Genomic DNA, 20542 nt, shown 5'->3' with positions numbered 1-20542 from the left:
TAGCGCGAAACGCCGCGCTGCCGCGAGCATCCGATGGCCGGCGCGCGCCATTTGCTGCATGGCAACAAGCGCGTCGCAAAACATTCATACGCGGCCTATACTTGGTCGCTCCGTTGATGTTGAAGTCCTCATTGCATCCTCTCCCAGACCGGAGCCTCCCATGAAGAACGTCCGCCTCGTCCTTGCGTTGCTGGCGCTGACACTGATCGCGCCGTGGCAATCTGCCAGGGCGGCCGACGTGATCTGCTACAATTGCCCGCCGGAATGGGCCGACTGGGCCTCGATGCTGAAGGCGATCAAGACGGACCTCAACTACGATATCCCCCACGACAACAAGAATTCCGGCCAGGCGCTGGCCCAGATCCTGGCCGAGAAGAGCAATCCGGTCGGCGACATCGGCTATTTCGGCGTCACCTTCGGCATGAAGGCCAAGGCCCAGGACGCGCTCGAGCCCTACAAGCCGGCGCATTGGGACCAGGTCCCGGCCGGCCTCAAGGACTCGGATGGATATTGGACCACGATCCACTCTGGCACGCTCGGCCTGTTCGTGAACAAGGATGCGCTCGGCGGCAAGCCGGTGCCGGCCTGCTGGAAAGATCTGCTGAAGCCCGATTACAAGGGCATGGTCGGCTATCTCGACCCGTCGTCTGCCGCGGTGGGCTATGTCGGCGCCGTTGCGGTCAATCTGGCGCTCGGCGGCTCGCCGACCAATTTCGATCCCGCGATCAATTTCTTCAAGGAGCTTCGCAAGAACGATCCTATCGTGCCCAAGCAGACGTCCTATGCCCGCGTCGTCTCCGGCGAGATGCCGATCCTGTTCGACTACGACTTCAACGCCTACCGCGCGAAGTACTCGGAGAAGGGCAATTTCGAGTTCGTCATCCCCTGCGAAGGCTCGGTGGTGTTTCCCTATGTCGTCGGTCTTGTGAAGAACGCACCCGACAAGGAGAAGGCCAAGAAGGTGATGGACTATCTCCTCTCCGACAAGGGGCAGGCGATCTGGACCAATGCCTATCTGCGTCCGGCTCGTCCGATCGAACTGCCGGCTTCCGTGAAGGGAAAATTCCTGCCCGACAGCGACTATGCCCGCGCCAAGAGCGTCGACTGGGGCGAGATGGAAAACGTGCAAAAAGCCTTCGTCGACCGCTATCTCGCCGAGGTGCGCTGAGGCAATATGGTGCCCTTCGCGGGGCACCATTCTTCCGATGTCGCAAAAGTCATTTGTCTGGCTCTGCCTGCTGCCGCTTGCGGTCGTGACGACGGCATTCTTCCTGTTGCCGATGGCGCGGCTGGTGGTGGCGGGCGCGGAAGGTCCGCACGGGCTCGCCGGCTATCTCGCGATCCTGACGGAAGCCCGCTATCGCGCGACGCTGATCAATACCGTGCTTTTGGCGGCGGCGACCACGGTCGTCACGTTGATCGTGGCGACCATCGCCGGAATGTTCTTGCAGCGGCACCGCTTTCCCGGGCGGGCCGTGCTGATCGCGATGCTGACCTTTCCGCTGGCTTTTCCCGGCGTGGTAGTCGGCTTCATGATCATCCTGCTGGCGGGCCGGCAGGGGCTGATCGGCGATCTCTCGAACCGGATGTTCGGTGAGAAGTTCGTGTTCGCCTATTCGATCTACGGGCTCTTCCTGGGTTATCTCTATTTCTCGATCCCGCGCGTCATCCTCACCATCATGGCGGCTGTGCAGAAGCTGGATGTCGGGCTGGAGGAGGCCGCGCGTTCGCTTGGGGCGAGCCCCTGGGCCGTACAGCGCGACGTCGTGCTGCCGGCGCTGGCGCCGGCCTTCGTCGCGTCCGGCGCGATCGCGTTTGCCACCGCGATGGGGGCGTTCGGGACCGCCTTCACGCTGGCGACCAATATCGACGTGCTGCCGATGCTGATCTACACCGAGTTCACGCTGGCCGCCAATTTCGCGACCTCGGCTGCGCTGTCGGTGGGGCTCGGCCTGATCACCTGGCTCATTCTCGCGCTCGCCCGCACCTTCAGCGGCAGTGCGGTCGCGGCGGCCGGGTGAACGCATGCGCGATCGTCTGATCTTCGCCGGCCAATTCATCTTCACGCTGCTCGTTGCGGCGTTCCTGGTGGTGCCCGCCGGGCTTTCGATCTCCGCCGGCGTGACCGTCAATTACTTCAGGGGCATCCAATCCGGCGTGACGCTGCAATGGGTCGCGCAGGTCTGGGAACTCTATGCCGGCACCATTCTGCTGTCCTTCGTGATCGCGTTCGCGACCCTCGCCGTCACGCTGCTTGTGGGAGTTCCTGCGGCCTATGCCCTGCATACGCGCGGCGGCCGGCTCGCCCGCATCGTCGAGGAGATCATCACACTGCCGCTTGCAATTCCCGGGCTCGCGATCGCGCTTGCGCTGCTGCTCTCCTATGGCAGCTTCGGCAACTTCCGACGGTCCTGGCTGTTCATCCTGGTCGGCCACGTGATCTTCACCATGCCGTTCATGGTGCGCTCGGTCATGGCGGTGTTTGCGACCGTGGATATCAAGACGTTGGACGAGGGCGCGGCATCGCTCGGGGCGTCGCCATGGCGGCGATTTCGCGACGTCATCGTGCCCAATGCGCTGCCGGGCATTCTGGCTGGCGCATTGATGGTGGTCACGCTGTCGCTCGGTGAGTTCAACCTGACCTGGATGCTGCACACGCCGTTGACCAAGACGCTGCCGATCGGGCTCGCCGACAGCTACGCCTCGATGCGTCTCGAGGTGGCCTCGGCCTATACCTTGATCTTCTTCGTGATGATCATTCCGCTGCTCGTCGCGATGCAACTGCTGGCCGACAAGGATCGAAAAAGATGAGTACGTCCGGCCATGGTGCAGCGGTGCGGATCGAGGCGTGCGGCAAGACCTTTGCCGACGGCACGCGCGCCCTTGATCCGGCGACCCTCGACATCGCGCGGGGCGAGACGCTGGTGTTGCTTGGACCTTCCGGCTGCGGCAAGACCACGATGCTGCGCATCATTGCGGGCCTCGAGCTGCCTGATGTCGGCGGCAAGGTGCTGTTCGACGGCAAGGATATGACGTCGGTCCCGATCGAGCGGCGCAATGTCGGGATGGTGTTTCAATCCTACGCCCTGTTCCCAAACATGACGGTGGCGGACAACATCGCCTATGGGCTGAAGATCCGAGGTGTCGCCAGCAGCGAGCGTGCCGCGCGCGTCGCCGAGCTGGTGGCCCTCACCAACATCACGGGACTGGAGAACCGCCGCATCGACCAGCTGTCGGGCGGCCAGCGTCAGCGCGTCGCGTTGGCACGGGCGGTAGCGATCCGGCCCGGGATATTGCTGCTCGACGAGCCGTTGACCGCGCTCGATGCCGCCTTGCGCGACCGGTTGCGAAGCGAGCTCAACCGGCTGCTGCGCGCACTCGGCATCACGACGATCTACGTCACCCACGATCAGGCCGAGGCCATGGAACTGGGGGATCGCATCGTCGTGATGCGCAAAGGGGCGATCGCCCAGATCGGCACGCCGCGCGAGGTCTACTTCATGCCGAAGGATCGCTTCGTCGCCGAGTTCATCGGGGCGGCGAACATCGTGGAAGCTCCGATCGAGAACGGCATATTGATCCTGCCCGGCGGGCGATTGCCGATCGAGGGGGGCACGACGACTGCGAATGCGACCGTGATGATCCGTCCCGAAACCATTCGCGTGACGGAGACCGGAGCCGGAGCGCTCGCCGGAATCGTCGATGCCGTCAGTTTCATCGGCGACCGGCAGCGGCTTGTCGTCAGTGGTGTGTCGAGCAAGCCGCTCAATGTCGATGCTCCCAATACCATACGAGCTGAAGTCGGCGATCGAATCGGGCTTTCCATTGCGCCCGACGCGCTTCGTGTGCTGCCATCCGAACCCCGAGATTGATCGATGTCATCGAAGCCGATCCTGATCGCCCAGATCTCCGATCTCCACATCAAGCCGCCCGATGCGTTGGCGTATGGCCGGGTCGATACCGCCAAGGCGCTTGAAAGCTGTGTCGCTGCGCTGAACGCATTCGCGCCGGCGCCCGATTTCGTCGTCATCTCCGGCGACCTCGTCGATACGCCGTCGGTCGAGGAATACGACCATCTCAAGCGGTTGCTCGCGCCGCTGCGCGTGCCGTTTGCCGGCGTTCCTGGCAATCACGACTCGCGGGCTTGGATGCGCGCCGCGTTTCCATCGGCACCCTATGCCCACGCGACGGGCCCGCTCGATCAGAAGATCGAGGTCGACGGTATCGATCTCCTGCTGCTCGATTCGAGTGTCGCCGGGAAGCCGCATGGCGCGCTCGAGGCGTCGACGTTGCAATGGCTGGACGCGGCGCTGGCGACCGCGGTCGACCGGCCCGCGCTGCTCTTCCTGCATCACCCGCCGTTCAAGGGCGGCATCTGGCACATGGATCGGCAAGATCTCTTCAATGCCGAAGAGCTGGCGAGAATCGTCAGGCGTCACCCGCGCGTGCAGCTGATCGGGTGTGGGCACGTTCATCGTGCCATGCTCACCACCTTCGCTGGCATTCCCGTGACATTGTGCCCCGCCCCGAACCACGCGGTCGACCTGGATCTCGGGCAACTGCGAGAGCCTTCGTTCAGGGTGGAACCGCCTGCGTTTCACCTGCATACGTGGTTTCCCGGAGAAGGCTTTGGGCAGCTGGTCACGCACCAGGTCCCGATCGGTCAGTTTGACGGGCCGCACCCGTTCTTCGGGCCCGACGGCAAGCTGCTGTAGGCGGGGCGACCCCACAGATATGTTCCGCCAGACGGGATTGTCGCCGGTTGCTCAAATTGGGTGCGGCGACTGACTGCAATTGAGCGTTGCAACTAGGCGTTTATTTATTCCAAATTGTACTTTGCCGGATTTCGTCTGGCCGTGTGAGTGGCTGGGGCCTTGGTTGCTGTAGGGCCTCGCTGGGGCTATAGTTCTCTCCGCTTTCATTGATCGATGGCTTTGTCGGTGTCCACGCAGGTGGTGGGCCGATCGAACGCAACACAATCAGTTTGGATCACAATGACCGGTGCGCCGCCCATAGAACGAACTGCCGGCGCGTCGTCGTTCTCGAGCAACAAGCTGTCGGTGCTGCGCAAGCATCCTTACTTCGCCGATCTCGAGCCTGAAGCATTCGATCAACTCTGCCGCTACGCCAAGCACATCACGCTGAAGCGCGGCACGATGATCTTTTCCAAGGGCGATCCCGGCACGAGCCTGATTGCGGTCATCTCGGGCACCGTGAAGATCAGCATCTCGTCGCCGGAAGGCCGCAACGCCATTCTCAACCTGATCGAGGCTGGAGAGATCTTCGGGGAGATCGCGCTGCTCGACGGCCTGTCGCGGACCGCCGATGCCACGGCCAACACCAATTGCGAGCTGTTCGTCATCGACCGGCGCGAGTTCATTCCGTTCGTGCGCAGCCAGCCGTCGCTTGCGATGAAGTTCATCGAATTGCTGTGCGAGCGGTTGCGCCGGACCAGCGACCAGGTCGAGCAGGTCATCTTGCAGGATCTGCCCGGCCGCCTTGCCAGCGCGCTGCTCCGTCTCAGCGACAAGCACAAGCGTGAGCCGCAGGGGCGCACCATCTCGATCACCCAGCAAGAGATCAGCGAGATGGTCGGCATGACGCGCGAGAGCATCAACAAGCAACTCCGGGCATGGGCGACACGCGGTTGGGTGCGGCTTGAACATGGCGCGATTGTCGTGCTGAAGCCCGGGTCGCTTCAGGAATTGGTCGACGCTGGCGCTGACGATGGCGAGTAGTCATCCCGGCTGCGTGGCCGATCAGGCATTTCACGAAACGGTGAGCTGGCCAAGCCTGTGAAACCATTCACATCGGCCTTGCGTGCGCTGCGGTAAGTCACGCTTCGGGGGAGCGCATCCGCAACGTGGAGGAATCCATGCAGGGCTCTTTCGACAAGCGACAGCAGGACCCGGAAAGCAATTACCAGAGCTTCAGCATCAAGCTCATCGCCTTGCCGGTGCTCGTTGTGATTGCGTTGATCGGGATGCTGGTCAGTCACCCGGCCGCGGTCAAATGGATATCGGACGCGGCACAGGCTGAGTTCGCCTTGACCAACTCGGTCGACACCGATCCGGCGCCCGCGATTGCCGAGCCGGCGCCCGTCGCTCAACCCGGCAACCAAATACGCACAGTGAAAGCCTACTGAGGCTCGATAACAGCGGCGTACGCCGAGGCGCGACGTCGGCAATCGGATTGTTCGGCAGCCGGCTGTCGTGGTTACGCGACAATGTCGAGCAGCTTTGCTGCGGTCCGTCCAAGAATGTTGGCTTTTTCGTCGTCGCTCAAAGACGAGCAGGCGAAGATGTGGTCGACCGGTGCCAGTTGCCATGGATAGGGATAGTCGCTTCCCAACACGATCTGGCCGGCGCCGACCTGGGCGGCAAGATGCCGGATGGCTTCAGGCGTGAAGATCAGGGAATCGAAATAGATCTGCTTCAGATACTCCGTCGGTGCCTTCCGGAGCTTGATCTCCGGATTGCATCCCTTCGGACCGACCAGGCAGGCATGGTCCGAGCGGTCGGAGGGGAGGTAGCCGCCGCCATGTGCGGCGATGATCTTCAATCCCGGGAAGCGGTCCAGCGTGCCTTCGAAGATCAGATGAGAGAGCGCGATCGTGGTCTCGAGCGGGTTGGCAATGGTGTTGCCCAGCCAACCATTGCCTGACAGCCGCTTGTTCAATTCGGGCATGCCCTGCGGATGGATGAACAGGGGGACACCGAGTTCCTCGGCCCTGGCCCATACCGGATGAAATTTCGGATCGGAGAACTCGACGCCATCGACGACACCGCCGATCGCCGCCCCTTTCAGGCCCTGCTTCTTGATCGCCGTCTCCAGTTCCTGCGCCGCGAGATCGGGCGCTTGCAGCGTCAGCGAGGCGAAAGCCGCGAACCGGTCGGGCTTCGCGGCGCAGAGTTCGGCGAGCTTTTCATTCTGGATTTTCACGATCTTCGCGGCGAGATCGCGATCGCGGTCGTACCAGAACGGATTGATCGAGAGCACCTCCATGTCGACGGCCTGCGCGTCCATTGCAGCCAGGCGCTTGTCGATCGCGATGAAGGCCTCCGCGGCGCCGTTGACCGGCGGCAATTGAAACCTTGCGGCGTCCGCGCCGAGCAGGGCTCCCGCCTCGCGGAAGTGGCAATGCGCGTGGATGTCGATCGTCTTGACACGCTTGCCATTGACGGTGACCGGCAGCTTTTGGCGCGATTGTTGTGCATTCGCATTGTGCATCAGCCCGCAACTGCAAAACACGATGCCGGCTGCTGCCTTCAGCACATCCCGTCTCGTCGCCATGACGTTCGTCTCCCTTGGTCTTGTTATGGACGGGGAGCGTAAGGACGGGGGTTGACTGCCGCAAGGCTACACGCGGTGCGTGTCGCGCAGTGTTGATCCGCTTGGTCCGGCGCAATCCCAGTCCTTGCGATGATGTTTTCCCCCAACTTTAGTCTTGTTTCTCCCTCAAGAGTCTCGCTGCAACCTGAAGCGTCCGTCGACGACGGACTCCGTCTTCACGTGTCGGAATAACGGCGGGACGACGGTGTACTCAACTTCGTCATCGCGTGCGGGGAACCATATGAGGAAGCATTCTGGGCTGTCGCGCCGCGATATGCTGAAGGGTAGCGGTGCCGTGCTGGCAGGGGCTGCCCTTTCGACGCGCGTAATGGCCGCGGCGCCGCCAGCCGAGCCGGTGACCCCGGCGCTGATCGAGGCAGCGAAGAAGGAAGGCGAGGTCGTCTATTACACTTCGACCGATCTGCCGGTCGCGGAGAAGTTGGCGAAGGCGTTCGAGGCGAAATATCCCTACATCAGCGTACGCGTCGAGCGCACCGGCGCGGAGCGCGTGTTCCAGCGGGTCGGCCAGGAATATTCCAGCAACATTCACGCGGTCGACGTCGTCAACTCGTCCGACGCCGCGCATTTCATCGTCTGGAAACGTGACGGCATTCTCGCACCTTATGTCCCGGAGGAAGTCGCAAAATACTATCCGGAGGAGCATCGCGATCCGGATGGTCAGTTTGCCAGCTTCCGGGTCTGGCTGTCGATCATTGCCTACAACACCAATCTCGTGAAAGCCGAAGAGGCGCCAAAAAGTTTTGCCGATCTGCTCGATCCGAAATGGAAGGGCAAGATCGTCAAGGCGCATCCCGGCTACAGCGGCACCATCATGACCGCGACTTATCAGATGCAGCGCGATCTCGGCTGGAGCTTTTTCGAGCAGCTCGCCAAGCAGAACATCATGCAGGTGCAGTCCTCGACGGATCCGCCGAAGAAGCTCGATCTCGGCGAGCGCGCTGTCATGGCCGATGGCAACGAGTACAACATCTTTCAGATGAAGGAGATGAGCCGCCCGGTCGAGCCGGTTTACGCCACCGAGGGGTCGCCGCTCATCGTCGGCCCGAACGGCATCTTCAAGGACTGTCCGCATCCGAACGCCGCGAGGTTGTTTCAATCCTTCGCGCTCGGGCGTGAGGGGCAGCAGCTCAATATCGAGATCGGCGGCCTCCGCTCGGTCCACGCGCAGGTCAAGGAGAAGGCTGGACGACGACCGCTGAAAGACATCAAGACGATGAAGGATGACCCTGCGGCGGTGGAGCGGGAAGGGGAATCGATCAAGGCGCGTTACAGCCGTATCTTCCGGGTCTGACGGAGGGGTTGGCCCAGCGGTTGGATCCGGGGCGCCTGCTGCATGGCTTCTGTCCGGTTTTCGCCCAGGCTGGGTCAATAATGCCCCTCGGCGGAGCCGGGATTTGATGGTACCAATCTGGCCATGAACCAGCATGCCAAGGTCGACATCCGCCATTCCACCTGTCCGCACGACTGCCCCTCGGCCTGTGCGCTCGACGTCGAGGTGATCGAGGGCCGCTCGATCGGTAGGGTGCGCGGCTCCAAGCTGCAGACCTACACCGCCGGCGTCGTCTGCGCCAAGGTCGCGCGTTACGCGGAGCGGATCCATCACGCCGAACGGCTGATGTACCCGCTGCGTCGGACCGGCGCGAAGGGGTCCGGCCAGTTCGTGCGAATTTCATGGGACGAGGCGCTGGACGAGATCGCGGCGCGTTTCGATGCCGCCGAGCGGGAGTTCGGTGCCGAGTCGGTCTGGCCTTATTACTACGCCGGCACCATGGGGCTGGTGATGCGCGACGGCCTCAATCGCCTCTCGCATGTGAAGAAGTATTCGCGCTTCTACGGCACGATTTGCTCGACCATCGCGCGCATCGGCTTTGCGGTCGGCACCGGCAAGGTCGCCGGCGTCGATCCCCGCGAGATGGGCGTCTCCGACCTCGTCGTGATCTGGGGCACCAATCCGGTCAACACCCAGGTCAACGTGATGACGCACGCGTCCCGCGCCCGCAAGGAGCGCGGTGCCAAGATCGCGGCGATCGACGTCTACAACAACGAGACCATGAAGCAGGCCGACATCAAGATCCTGCTGCGGCCCGGCACCGATGGCGCGTTCGCCTGCGCCGTGATGCATGTGCTGTTCCGCGAGGGATTGGCCGACCGCGATTATCTGGCGCGCTATACCGATTGCCCCGACGAGCTGGAGGCGCACCTGAAGACCCGCACGCCGGAATGGGCGTCGGCGATCTCAGGCGTGCCGGTCGAGGAGATCGAAGCCTTCGCGCAGCTGGTCGGCACCACCAAGCGCTCGTTCTTCCGCCTCGGCTACGGTTTCACCCGCAGCCGCAATGGCGCCGCCCAGATGCACGCCGCGCTGTGCATCCCCGCGGTGACCGGCGCCTGGCAATATGAGGGCGGCGGTGCGTTCTTCAACAATGCCGGGATCTGGCGCTTCGACGAATCCATCATCGAAGGCCACGACGCGATCGATCCCGCGACGCGCGTTCTCGATCAGTCCAAGATCGGCCGCGTCCTGACCGGCGATGCCGAGGCGCTGAAGGGCGGTGGCCCGGTCAAGGCGATGCTGATCCAGAACACCAATCCAATGACGGTGGCGCCCGAGCAGGCGCTGGTGCGACAGGGCTTTGCCCGCGAGGACCTGTTCGTCGCGGTGCACGAGCAGTTCATGACCGAGACGGCGCAGATGGCCGACATCGTGCTGCCGGCGACCATGTTCATGGAGCACGACGACCTCTATTACGGCGGCGGCCATCAGCACATCTCGGTCGGCCCCAAGCTGATCGATCCGCCCGGCGAGTGCCGCTCCAATCACGAGGTGATGCAGGGCCTCGGCCGCCGGCTCAACGCCGTGCATCCGGGCTTCGACATGACGGCGCGCGAATTGATCGATGCGACGCTGAAGAAGAGCGGCCATGGCGATATCGAGAAGCTCGAGGCCGATATCTGGCGCGACCTGCAACCAGATTTTCGCACCTCGCATTATCTCGACGGCTTTGCGCATCCTGACAAGAAATTCCACTTCAGGGTCGATTGGGGCAAGGTCCCGGTCGGTTCGGGAGGGTTGATGGGGGCGTGGGACAAGATGCCCTCGCTGCCCGATCACTGGACGATCATCGAGGAGGCGGATGCGCAGCACCCGTTCCGGCTTGCGACGTCGCCCTCGCGCAGCTTCCTCAACACCAGTTTCAACGAAACGCCGTCGTCGCAGGCCCGCGAGGGCGCGCCGACGGTGATGATCCATCCGGACGATGCGGCAGGACTCTCGATCGCCGACGGTGACGCGGTGACGCTCGGCAACATGCGCGGCGAGACCACGCTGACCGCAAAACTGTTCGATGGCGTTCGCCGCGGCGTGCTGATCGCCGAATCGATCCATCCGAACAAGTCGCATATCGGCGGCCGCGGCATCAACATGCTGACCGGGGCCGAAGCCGTCGCGCCGGTCGGCGGTGCTGCGTTCCACGACAACAAGGTCTGGATCAGGAAGGCGCCAGCCGCGGCATAATCCTGCTTGCAGTCGGCGCCGATCCTGCCGCAAATGTGGGCTGACAACGGCTCACAGCAAGAAACCGGGCAGGAAACATGACCGATAACAGCGTCCTCTTGGAAAAGCGCGGGCAGGCGCTCTGGATCACCATCAACCGCCCGGACAAACGCAACGCGCTTAATGCCGGTGTGATCGCAGGCATCGCCAAGGGCTATCGCGATGCCCATGACGACAAGGACGTGCGCGTCATCGTGCTGACCGGCGCGGGAGACAAGGCGTTCTGCGCCGGCGCCGATCTGCAGAACAGCGGCGCGGCGTTCTCGATGGATTTCTCGCGGCCGAATGTCGACTACGCCGACCTGTTGCGGCTGTCGCAGAACGCGACCAAGCCCGCGATCGCGCGGGTCGGCGGCGTCTGCATGGCGGGCGGCATGGGGCTGTTGTGCATGACCGACATGGCGGTCGCCGCCGATCATGTGATCTTCGGGCTGCCTGAGGTGAAGGTCGGCGTGTTTCCGATGCAGGTGCTGAGCCTGCTGCAATCGATCGCGCCGCCGCGCCTGGTCAACGAATGGGCGCTGACCGGCGAGCCGTTCGACGCCAGCGCCGCCCAGGCCGCCGGCCTTCTCAACCACGTCGTACCGGCGGCGGAGCTCGATGCCAAGGTCGATTGGCTGATCGGCCGCATCGTCGACAAGTCGCCGACCGCGATCCGTCGCGGCAAATACGCCATGCGCGCGATCGCCTCGATGTCGTTCGACGAAAGCATCGCCTACACCGAGAGCCAGATCGCGCTGCTCGCGATGACCGAGGACGCCAAGGAAGGCCTCAAGGCCTTCGGCGAGAAGCGAAAACCGTCATGGACGGGGCGATAGGCTGAAGGATTGAAACTCCTTTAGCTGAGAATAGGGCGCGTGCCTGGGCGATCAGAGGTCAGAAGTGTCCTTTACCGAATCGATCGGAGAAATAGGAGTGAGAGTACCACCTAGCAAAGCTCCCGTTCTGGTTCGCTCCTCCCGGCGCTTTTTAGCAGCAGCAATCAACTGTTTCTGCGTCCGCTTAGCGTAGGTCGGGAGCTGATGTCTCGAGCGATGACGACCGGCGGTACGTAGTTCAGCATCCGTGAGATCGCTGTCGGCCCCCTCCGTGAACCCACCATGCCGAAAGGACGTGAATGATAGCTCTTTTCGCAGTCCAGCTGCTATGATTATCTTTTTGACGACGTGCCGAAGGTATCGCAGATCCTTGCGCTCAGTAATCCACGGAACCAGATCGGATGACTTGCGATGAGCATGATCACGCCGAAAGACCAATCCAAAGGCAATTCTGTCCTTGAGAGCATCAAGCTCTGCCATCAGTTCAGGAAACAATGAATGCCGTCTCTCATCGAATAGCGGCCACCAGGCTTCTTCGCCGTTCTTTGGATGCACAATCTTCACGCTATCGGGCCGCTCTTTCGGCCGATAGTGCGCATTTTCGAAAGCGCCAAATATATGTTCTTCGCGTTGCAGCCATTCCCAGGAGAGCAATGCAGCGGTTGCGACCGAATGGTACCCCAATCTGCTTGCAGCTCGCCTGAACAGAACAAGTTCTTCCCACGTTGCCGTCGGCGTCTCGCGCACCGATTGGCCGGGGCCGCGCGATTTTAGACCCATCCGCGCGAACGGGTTGACTGGCGGCACAGTCGCCTCTTGAGCGCGCTGACCAACGTACCAAGCCCTCCTGCAAGCGGTCATGGCCGCATTTGCGAACCGACGACGCTCACGCTTGACGATCTTTCCCCATTTGTCTTTATGCTCGACGACGAGCAGGTTCGCGTAGATCGCGTCGACAAATCCTTTTGTGAAATCAGCGAGTTGCTTTGAGCCTGCGCGGCTGCCATCGCTCAATTCATGGCTTGCGAAGAGCGCTAACCCTTGGCCATATAATCGTTGGGTCTTGAAATCGATCTCGGCCCATTTCTGGTGCGCCTTGAAGACGCTGACCAGCCAATCGAACGTGCCAAGTGCAGGGGAAGCTGGGACCATATCGGTCAGACCGTTAGATCGCCAGCTGTCAAAGGCCGGCAGCAGAATATTCTCGGCTCTATCAACAGCGATCGCTTGGTCTTGCCCCAATGCTTCGGCATGGACAGGGCATCCCTCTTGGCGCGCCCATGTAGGCGGTTCGAAATAATATCCACATTGACCGCTTTTCAATGGCCTCAATCGGCAGTACCGGGGAAGCTTCAATGCTGCAAAGCTCGGGGTCTTACGAGGGAAGCTAGATCCTCACCTACGATTCCATCTCGATTGACGCCGGAACGCGGGCTTGTGAAAAGATCGATCGCGGCCTTGGACCAAACTGGTTGTCGGGCCCGCCCGATCCCACGATACGCGACTGGCGGTGGTGCCTCCCCGCGTCTTACGGCTCGCGCGAGTTCACGTGTGTTGGTGAAATCCAGATATGCTGCGGCCATGTCGGCCAGCATGAGGGCCGGCCACGCTCCGATAGGTGGATAGCGAGCCGGAATAATTACACGATGCGTCATGCCGTCTGTTATCCGATCACCTGAACATTCCAATCGGAGCTTGCAAAGCTGGCAAAACAAGGAATCAATTCTCGAACGAGGTGATTAGCGGCTTTGGCGTGCAAAAAGGTAGGTGGACGAGGTCTGCCTAAGTCAGACAAAGTTCCGCCATGGGCGAGTCTCGGAGAGCCGATTTGTCTAATTGATCGACGATCGCAAAACTGAAGGGCTATCCTCCGCCTTACGCTCGCGTTGTCATGCTGAGCCGCTCAGCGAGAGTCAGCTGAATCTAGCATGTTATGGGGGTTCGTTCTGACTGCCGTGTTGGAAAATCAGCGGATGTCACCCTGTTCGGACTCATCTTGTCGGAATAGCGCGTACTGCAGGTGAATTCACATCTGCGTATTGAGCAATGATCACCGCGCTCGTCGTCATGCAAGCCTGCGGTCTGTTTGGCAGGCAGCAGTGTGACGGTTCGAGCGCTTATCTGATTGATCCACAACGGGAACGCTTCGCTTGCAAGGAGGTCTGAGTTGGGGACGGTCACATGATGATCGTTCGCCGGAAGCTCAAAATGGTGGTCTCTTGGGCGCCGCTTGAAGCGGCCGGGCTCTCGTGAACCGTGCCGCTCGCTTTACGGCCCTCGCGAGCGTCGATCTCTCGCGCTAAGGAGTTCGATCACATTTTTCGGAAAAAGCGAAATTTAGCTGGACGTGATGACCAACTCACGCGTATCTTGAATGCTTAAGTATGAGGTGAGCCGTGATGACAGATCAGCAGATGAGATCGTCGGACCTCGTCGAAATCGCGCGTAGGAGCGGTGATTTTCGCAAGCACTATGGTGTTGCACTCGGAGCATTTCTATATCTCAGTTCGATCAGCGCCGCGCGGCCGCGCTCGATCTGGTGGGGTGGTGTGCTGACAGCCCTGATCGGAGCAGCGGCTGTGTGGCTGAAATCCCGAGGCGGTGGGACTTGACTCCCGGACCATCGGAAAGGGATCGAAATGTGTCGCTCGCCGGGGGCTCTCGCGTTAGGGGACGTCGGCACTGCATGCCAGCGCCGTTATCACTGCCCCAAACGCGGGTGCCCCTCTTGCCGGTCTTGCGACTGCAGTCGCCTCCGTGGGCGTGGGGTGATATTCGGAGGCGCTGCTGGCAGGTGTTGTCGAGCAATCGCTCTGCCACATCCTTCCAGACCGCGTTGCGGCCATACAATCGGACGGCGTCGGCGGTCTGGATTTCCACGATCCGCTCGCAGCGGCGGCAGGAGATTCGCAGCATGTGACTTTGAATCTCGCAAAGACGTCGCTGCCGCCTCTCGGCTCCGGTCTCGTCAGCGCGAGGGTCTTTCAGGATCGCGCGAACCCGCATCTTGGAGAAATCGTGCTGTTTGGAGGGGCGCCCGGCGGGCGGTACGCGACGCCAACGTTTCGCTTAACCTTCAATTATGCAGCCAATAGCGAGAGAGTAGGGCGCGTCCGCGAGCCGCGGACCGGGCTCTCGTGAACCCAGCCGCTCACGCGTCTCGGCCGTCCGGCTTCGATCCCTCGCGCGATACGGTGTCGCTCGCCGGAGGCACTCGCGCTAGGGGCCGCCGGCATTGCATGCCGGCGTCGCTATCACTGCCCCGAACGCGGGTGCCTTGTTGAACCGGTCTCGCGACTGCAGTCGTCTCGGTGCCCGCGGGCATTGCATGCCCGCGTCGCTATCACTGCCCCTTCGTCGGCTGCCTCTTTCTCTTGCCTCCGCTTCGCTTCGGCAGACATTTTCTGTCATTCGGCCTGCAATATTGCCCCCTAAGCCGGGGGTTCGGCGTCCAAAATTGACCCCCACCACTGGGCTATTGCGCCACCTGCTTTGGGCTAAAGCAGGTGGTTGGGGATGCTGGTTGTGGAGACGATTGCGCGCATACGGCGCGAGCACTTCATCAAAGGCAAGACGATCAAGGAGATCGCCCGTGACCTGAAGGTGTCGCGGAACACGGTCCGGAAGGTGCTGAGGTCGGGAGAGACCTCGTTCGAGTACGAGCGGTCGGTGCAGCCGCGGCCAAAGCTGGGACGATGGGCAGTAGAGCTTGACGGATTGCTGGCGGCGAACGCGGCCAAATCGGCTCGTGAACAGCTGACGTTGATCCGGATCTTCGAAGAGCTGCGCGGCCGCGGCTACGACGGCGGTTACGATGCCGTGCGGCGTTACGCCAGGCGGTGGAGCAAAGAACGCGGGCAATCGACCGCGGCGGCTTATGTCCCGCTGAGCTTTGCCCCAGGCGAAGCCTACCAGTTCGACTGGAGCCACGAGGTGGTCTTGCTGAGCGGGACCACGGTGATGGTGAAGGCCGCCCATGTCCGGCTCTGTCACAGCCGCATGCTGTTCGTGCGGGCCTATCCGCGGGAGACGCAGGAGATGGTGTTCGACGCCCACGACCGGGCGTTCGCCCTGTTCAAAGGCACCTGCACCCGCGGCATCTACGACAACATGAAGACCGCCGTAGAGACGATCTTCGTCGGTAAAGGGCGTCTCTACAATCGCCGCTTCCTGCAGATGTGCAGCCACTATCTGGTCGATCCAGTCGCCTGCACGCCGGCGTCGGGCTGGGAGAAGGGGCAGGTCGAGAACCAGGTCGGGCTGGTTCGGGAGCGCTTCTTCACGCCGCGGCTGCGGTTCAAAAACCTCGACGAGTTAAACGCCTGGCTGCTCGACAAATGCATCGCCTATGCCAAGGCTCATCGCCATCCGGAGCTGGTCGATCAGACGATCTGGGAGGCGTTCGAAGCCGAACGCCCCAAACTCGTTCCCTATGCCGGCCGCTTCGACGGCTTCCATGCGGTGACGGCATCGGTCTCGAAGACCTGCCTGGTGCGCTTCGACAACAACAAGTACTCGGTCGCAGCCAGCGCAGTCGGACGGCCGGTCGAAGTTCAAGCCTATGCCGATCGCATCGTGATCCGTCAGGATGGACGCATCGTTGCCGAGCACCCGCGATCCTTTGGCCGCGGCGATACCGTCTACGACCCGTGGCATTATGTGCCGGTGCTCGCCCGCAAACCCGGCGCCTTGCGCAACGGTGCTCCCTTCAAAGACTGGGTGCTGCCGGCCGCGATCGAGCGGATCCGGCGCAAGCTTGCCAGTACCGAAGATGGCAATCGGCAGATGGTCGACATCCTCAACGCGGTGCTGACTGACGGTCTGCCCGCGGTGGAAGCGGCCTGTGCCGAAGCGCTCGGTCATGGCGTCCATTCCGCCGATGTCGTGCTCAATATCCTGGCCCGTCAACGTGAACCCGCTTCACCGGCCAACATCATGACGCCGGCCGCACTGACGCTCCGTCATGCGCCGATTGCCGATTGTGCCCGCTACGACAACCTCCGGAGGACCATCTGATGGAACGAACCCAAATCTTCGACCTCATGGGCGAACTCAAGCTCTACGGCATGAAGGCTGCCTTCGACGAGATCATGGCAACTGCCGTCAAGCGCCAGCACGAACCTCAGCGCATTGTCGGCGACCTGCTCAACGCCGAGATCAACGAGAAGCAGGCCCGCTCGATCAAGTACCAGCTCACCATCGCCAAGCTGCCGCTTGCCAAGGACATCGCCGACTTCCAGTTCGACGGCACGCCGATCAATCAGACTCTCGTCAATGATCTCGCTGGCGGCGGCTTCATCGCCCAACAACGCAACGTCGTGCTGGTTGGCGGCACCGGCACAGGGAAGACCCACCTGGCCATTGCTATCGCCAGAAGCTGCATCCGATCCGGTGCCCGCGGCCGCTTCTTCAACGTAGTCGACCTCGTCAATCGCCTCGAGACCGAGACCCGCAACGGACGGCAAGGACGGCTCGCCGAGCATCTGACCCGGATGGACTTCATCGTGCTGGATGAACTCGGCTATTTGCCCTTCGCCCTGTCCGGTGGCCAGCTCCTCTTCCACCTCGTCAGCCGGCTCTATGAGCGCGCCTCCGTCATCGTGACGACCAATCTCGCCTTCGGCGAATGGCCGAGCGTGTTCGGCGACGCCAAAATGACCACGGCGCTGCTCGACCGATTGACGCATCACTGCGACATTGTCGAGACCGGCAACGATAGTTGGCGGTTCAAGAGCCGAGACGACGATCACGCCACCCGCGCTCGTCTCGCCTCCGCTATCCCGGCCAGCTCCGACGAGACGAGCGCTACCAGCAAAGCCCGCCGCACGAAGGGGTCAAAATTGGACGCCGATGAGGGGTCAAATTTGCAGGCCGATTGACATCGGCCGACGCATCATGCCGTCGCTCGAGAATGGAAGCATCGCCAGCTGCACACATGTAACTGATAAACGTGCATCGTATCAGACTGTAGCGGCTGCGACCGGCTCCCACAGGGCACATTCGGCGAGGTCACCGATCTGCCTGAGCGTCGCCAGACTTTGGTTTGATATCTCGAGATATCCGGCAACTGCCGTGGTTTTTCCAAGCGTGCGCGGGTCACCTATGCGCCGCAGAGGCCAGCCCGCGCGACGCAGGATTCGCTCCATTCGCGCATCTGTCACAGTGACAATGTCGGAGAGTTGTCTCGAAAGCCCGAATTCGATCATTGCGGCAAACAGTTCATAAGTGGCGCGGGAAATCCCGTGCCTTCCTGTGGGAACCTCGCCCGGGATCTCCAGCGCAAAGCGGCTGCTCTCCCATATTGCGCGGCTTGATGGTGCGCTGCGGCCTGCGAGAAGCATGGGAAAGGTGTCACGGAGCATGGTCGGGCCGACAGACGGCAGCAATCGAACGCAACCTCGCACCTCGCCGTCCGATCCCCGTTGAAGGAGATATGAAGGATGGAGTGCGTCGAAACTGTCGATCTCCATGTCGCCGGTGGTATGGACTTCCCACTCAAGGCGCTCCTTGAAGACCCGGTACCTCAGCCTGTGCATTGAGCTAAGAGCTTCTACGAACGCGCCATAGCGCTGCTCGGTGATCAGTTGAATCATACTCGGCTCCAAACAGCATTGATCAATGCCTCATGGAATCCGACTTGCAGGTTCTACGCACCACCCGCAGCTGAGGGAGATGTTTCGCCTTAATTGCGCTTTTCTTGTTTTGCAGCCAAGAGGCGAGTTGCCGCCTGAACGACTGTGCGAACTCCGAGCTTCTCCTTGGCGCTATCGAGGTGGGAAGCCACCGTGTGCCGGGAGATGCCGAGGATGCTCCCGATCTCCCAGGCGCTCTTGCCTTGTGACGCCCACTCCAGACATTCCACCTCTCGTGGCGACAACGCCTTGCCGTCAACGACGCGCTCACTGATCACGCCCCGGCGCACGTGAGCATGGAAGTACATGGCGATGAGCTGGATGGCCCGCGACTGCGCATTGAGGAAAGTGATGCGTTGATCTGAAGCGAAGGTCAGCGCTGCTGGCGGACCATGTCCGTCATGGATGGGCACGGTGAAGCCGGCGCGAATTCCGTAAGCTGCCGCTTCCTCAAGCAGGAAGATGGATGCTGGCGGATAGCGATCCGCTGAGTGACCGAGTCCCCACTCAAAAGGTTCTGTCCGGCTGAAGGCTTCCGTAATGACTGGGTCAATCCGCTGATATCTCCTTGCCAGATAGTACGAAGTCCACGCCCTTGGATAGGTCGAAATGAGTCGTGGTTTCGTCTCGCCGGCGGCCGGCATCGCCAGATAAGCAAAATGGGATAGCTCGAACGCAGCACAGATGGCCGTCATTGCGTCAGCAAAGTCCTCAATGCGACCCGCGTCTGAAAGACGATCGATGAAGTCCTGGAAGACGCGGTGCATGGTCGGCGCCTCTCAACTCTCGGTCAGTGACTTATGCCCGGCGGTAGCCGGTCCAACCACCCGAATATCCACGAATAGGGTGTTGACAAAAAATGTTAGATCAATCAGGTTGATTTCGAAAACTGAAATGTCAGATATTACGATTTGAGAGCGGCAGGGCAGGCAGTGAATGCCCGTTCTGGATTACGTCCGCTGTTGATGCCTGTCGCTGCGATGCGGGTGTCTGTCAGATCGGGAATTCAAAAAGGGGGATACGAAGTATGCGCAGTCGTCTTGCGACTATTCTTGCTCGATTGCTTCTTATGGCCGCGACGCTTTCGCTGATGCCGTCAGTTAGCTTGGCTCAGGCGCAACGTGATCCTGTTCTGGTTGGCGTGGTCGTTCCGCTGACCGGGCCGCTGGCTGCGTATGGCAGTCCGTTCTCCGATGCGGTTCAAATCGCCGTGGACGAGGTGAATGCCGCAGGCGGCATCAACGGCCGTCCGATCAAGCTGCAGATCGAGGACAGCCAGGCGTCAAACACCGTGGCGATTAATGCCCTCAACCGCCTGCTGCAATCGAAGCCGGTGGCCATGTTCGGGCCGGCCCTTGGAACCCAGATCCTCGCCATGTTTCCAACCATCGAGCGGGAGCATTTGCCGACGTTCGCCGGACCGAGCACGCGGCGGGTCACTCAGCAAAACGTCAAGTACTTCTTCCGTGCGACCAGCCACGATGGCGTGACGAAGCAGCTTGTGACGCGCTTCATGCTCGAAGATCTCAAGAAATCACGCGTCGGGATCATCCATGTAGCCAATGAGTGGGGATATTCGGGACGGGACAACGTCACAGGATATCTGGAACAGTTCAGGCAATTGAAGCCGGTGTCTGTCGCATCGTATCAGCCAACCGATCGTGACCTTACCGCCCAACTGCTGCAGATGAAGAGCGATGGTGCCGACGTAATCTTCACGCAAGGGCATCCGGTCGACGAGGCGCTCGTCGTGCGGCAGATGAGGCAGCTCAATATTGAAATACCGCACGTAGGCTCGGCGTCGCTCTGCGCAACAGCGTTGCGGCACCTTTTGACGCACGACGAGCTCGCCGGTCGCTATTGCGAAGGGCCCGATATTCTGCCCGAGCTGAACCCGAATCCCAAAGTCCAGGAGTTCATCAGGAAGTATGTCGCGAAGACAAGAATGTCTCCTGATGTAAACGAAACGTTCTACTACGACGTCGCTCATATGCTAGCTGAGGTGATGAAAAAATACGGCGTGGATCGCGAGAGCATCACCAAGGGCATGCGAGAGATGCCCTACGAAGGAATCATCGGGACGTATCGGGCGGACGGGGAAGGGAACCTCTGGCATCGCGCAGTGATCATGAAGTTTCTGCCCGACGGAAGCGCGAAAATCGTGCGCGCGTCCGAAAGCGAGTAGG

Annotated in this window: 16 protein-coding genes and 1 pseudogene; 13 read left to right on the top strand and 4 right to left on the bottom strand. The window is 61.4% G+C overall.

From position 1 onward, the window contains the following. Positions 1-160 precede the first annotated feature (160 nt). From CWS35_RS32160 to CWS35_RS32130, 7 genes are all read left to right on the top strand, one after another. Positions 161-1168: an ABC transporter substrate-binding protein gene (locus CWS35_RS32160; RefSeq protein WP_024585013.1), complete on the top strand. Its 1008-nt coding sequence runs from the start codon at positions 161-163 to the stop codon at positions 1166-1168. A gap of 37 nt (positions 1169-1205) precedes the next feature. After that, complete coding sequence (locus CWS35_RS32155) at positions 1206-2021, top strand: ABC transporter permease (RefSeq protein WP_024585012.1); 816 nt, start codon at positions 1206-1208, stop codon at positions 2019-2021. Between the two features lie 4 nt (positions 2022-2025). Continuing rightward, positions 2026-2811, top strand: coding sequence for an ABC transporter permease (locus CWS35_RS32150; protein WP_024585011.1), 786 nt, complete (start codon positions 2026-2028; stop codon positions 2809-2811). Continuing rightward, complete coding sequence (locus tag CWS35_RS32145) at positions 2808-3872, top strand: ABC transporter ATP-binding protein (RefSeq protein WP_024585010.1); 1065 nt, start codon at positions 2808-2810, stop codon at positions 3870-3872. Before CWS35_RS32150 ends, CWS35_RS32145 begins: the two co-directional genes overlap by 4 nt. A 3-nt stretch (positions 3873-3875) precedes the next feature. Beyond that, on the top strand, positions 3876-4715 hold the full coding sequence (locus CWS35_RS32140; protein ID WP_024585009.1) for a phosphodiesterase: 840 nt from the start codon (positions 3876-3878) through the stop codon (positions 4713-4715). Between the two features lie 279 nt (positions 4716-4994). Further along, entirely contained in the window at positions 4995-5738 is a 744-nt protein-coding gene (locus CWS35_RS32135; RefSeq protein WP_029880252.1) for a Crp/Fnr family transcriptional regulator, read from the top strand. Positions 5739-5875: 137 nt separating this feature from the next. Then, a complete protein-coding gene (locus tag CWS35_RS32130; protein WP_024585007.1) occupies positions 5876-6145 on the top strand; it encodes a hypothetical protein in 270 nt (89 codons plus the stop codon). Between the two features lie 71 nt (positions 6146-6216). Here the strand turns inward: CWS35_RS32130 and CWS35_RS32125 are convergent, their stop codons facing one another. Then, positions 6217-7293, bottom strand: a complete 1077-nt coding sequence (locus CWS35_RS32125) for an amidohydrolase family protein (protein ID WP_024585006.1) — start codon at positions 7291-7293, stop codon at positions 6217-6219. Positions 7294-7573: 280 nt separating this feature from the next. On the opposite strand from CWS35_RS32125, the gene CWS35_RS32120 reads away from it, so the two are divergent. The 3 genes from CWS35_RS32120 to CWS35_RS32110 all read left to right on the top strand — a co-directional run bounded on the left by CWS35_RS32120 (position 7574) and on the right by CWS35_RS32110 (position 11724). Further along, positions 7574-8644, top strand: coding sequence for a substrate-binding domain-containing protein (locus CWS35_RS32120; protein ID WP_244442341.1), 1071 nt, complete (start codon positions 7574-7576; stop codon positions 8642-8644). Positions 8645-8767: 123 nt separating this feature from the next. After that, the gene (locus CWS35_RS32115; protein WP_024585004.1) at positions 8768-10867 is read left to right on the top strand and encodes a molybdopterin oxidoreductase family protein; all 2100 of its coding nucleotides are present in this window, start codon (positions 8768-8770) and stop codon (positions 10865-10867) included. A 77-nt stretch (positions 10868-10944) separates the two neighbouring features. Then, positions 10945-11724: an enoyl-CoA hydratase/isomerase family protein gene (locus tag CWS35_RS32110; protein WP_024585003.1), complete on the top strand. Its 780-nt coding sequence runs from the start codon at positions 10945-10947 to the stop codon at positions 11722-11724. Between the two features lie 51 nt (positions 11725-11775). Here CWS35_RS32110 and CWS35_RS32105 read toward each other — a convergent pair whose 3' ends face one another. After that, positions 11776-13047: a hypothetical protein gene (locus CWS35_RS32105; RefSeq protein ID WP_145987247.1), complete on the bottom strand. Its 1272-nt coding sequence runs from the start codon at positions 13045-13047 to the stop codon at positions 11776-11778. Between the two features lie 2193 nt (positions 13048-15240). Between CWS35_RS32105 and istA the strand changes: the two are divergent. Both istA and istB read left to right on the top strand, forming a co-directional pair. Continuing rightward, positions 15241-16731, top strand: a pseudogene (gene istA / locus CWS35_RS32090) (IS21 family transposase); the annotation flags it as partial. Between the two features lie 8 nt (positions 16732-16739). Next, positions 16740-17603, top strand: a complete 864-nt coding sequence (gene istB / locus CWS35_RS32085; RefSeq protein ID WP_100952425.1) for an IS21-like element helper ATPase IstB — start codon at positions 16740-16742, stop codon at positions 17601-17603. An 81-nt stretch (positions 17604-17684) separates the two neighbouring features. Here istB and CWS35_RS32080 read toward each other — a convergent pair whose 3' ends face one another. Both CWS35_RS32080 and CWS35_RS32075 read right to left on the bottom strand, forming a co-directional pair. Beyond that, entirely contained in the window at positions 17685-18317 is a 633-nt protein-coding gene (locus CWS35_RS32080) for an acyl-homoserine-lactone synthase (protein WP_100554856.1), read from the bottom strand. An 89-nt stretch (positions 18318-18406) separates the two neighbouring features. Continuing rightward, complete coding sequence (locus CWS35_RS32075; RefSeq protein WP_100554857.1) at positions 18407-19123, bottom strand: LuxR family transcriptional regulator; 717 nt, start codon at positions 19121-19123, stop codon at positions 18407-18409. 260 nt (positions 19124-19383) lie between these two features. On the opposite strand from CWS35_RS32075, the gene CWS35_RS32070 reads away from it, so the two are divergent. Continuing rightward, positions 19384-20541 (top strand): ABC transporter substrate-binding protein, encoded by a 1158-nt coding sequence (locus tag CWS35_RS32070; RefSeq protein WP_100955362.1) that lies wholly within the window; start codon positions 19384-19386, stop codon positions 20539-20541. The last annotated feature ends 1 nt before the right edge of the window (position 20542 follow it).

This window comes from Bradyrhizobium sp. SK17, assembly GCF_002831585.1.
GTDB lineage: Bacteria > Pseudomonadota > Alphaproteobacteria > Rhizobiales > Xanthobacteraceae > Bradyrhizobium.
This window is presented reverse-complemented; position numbering and strand designations above follow the sequence as displayed.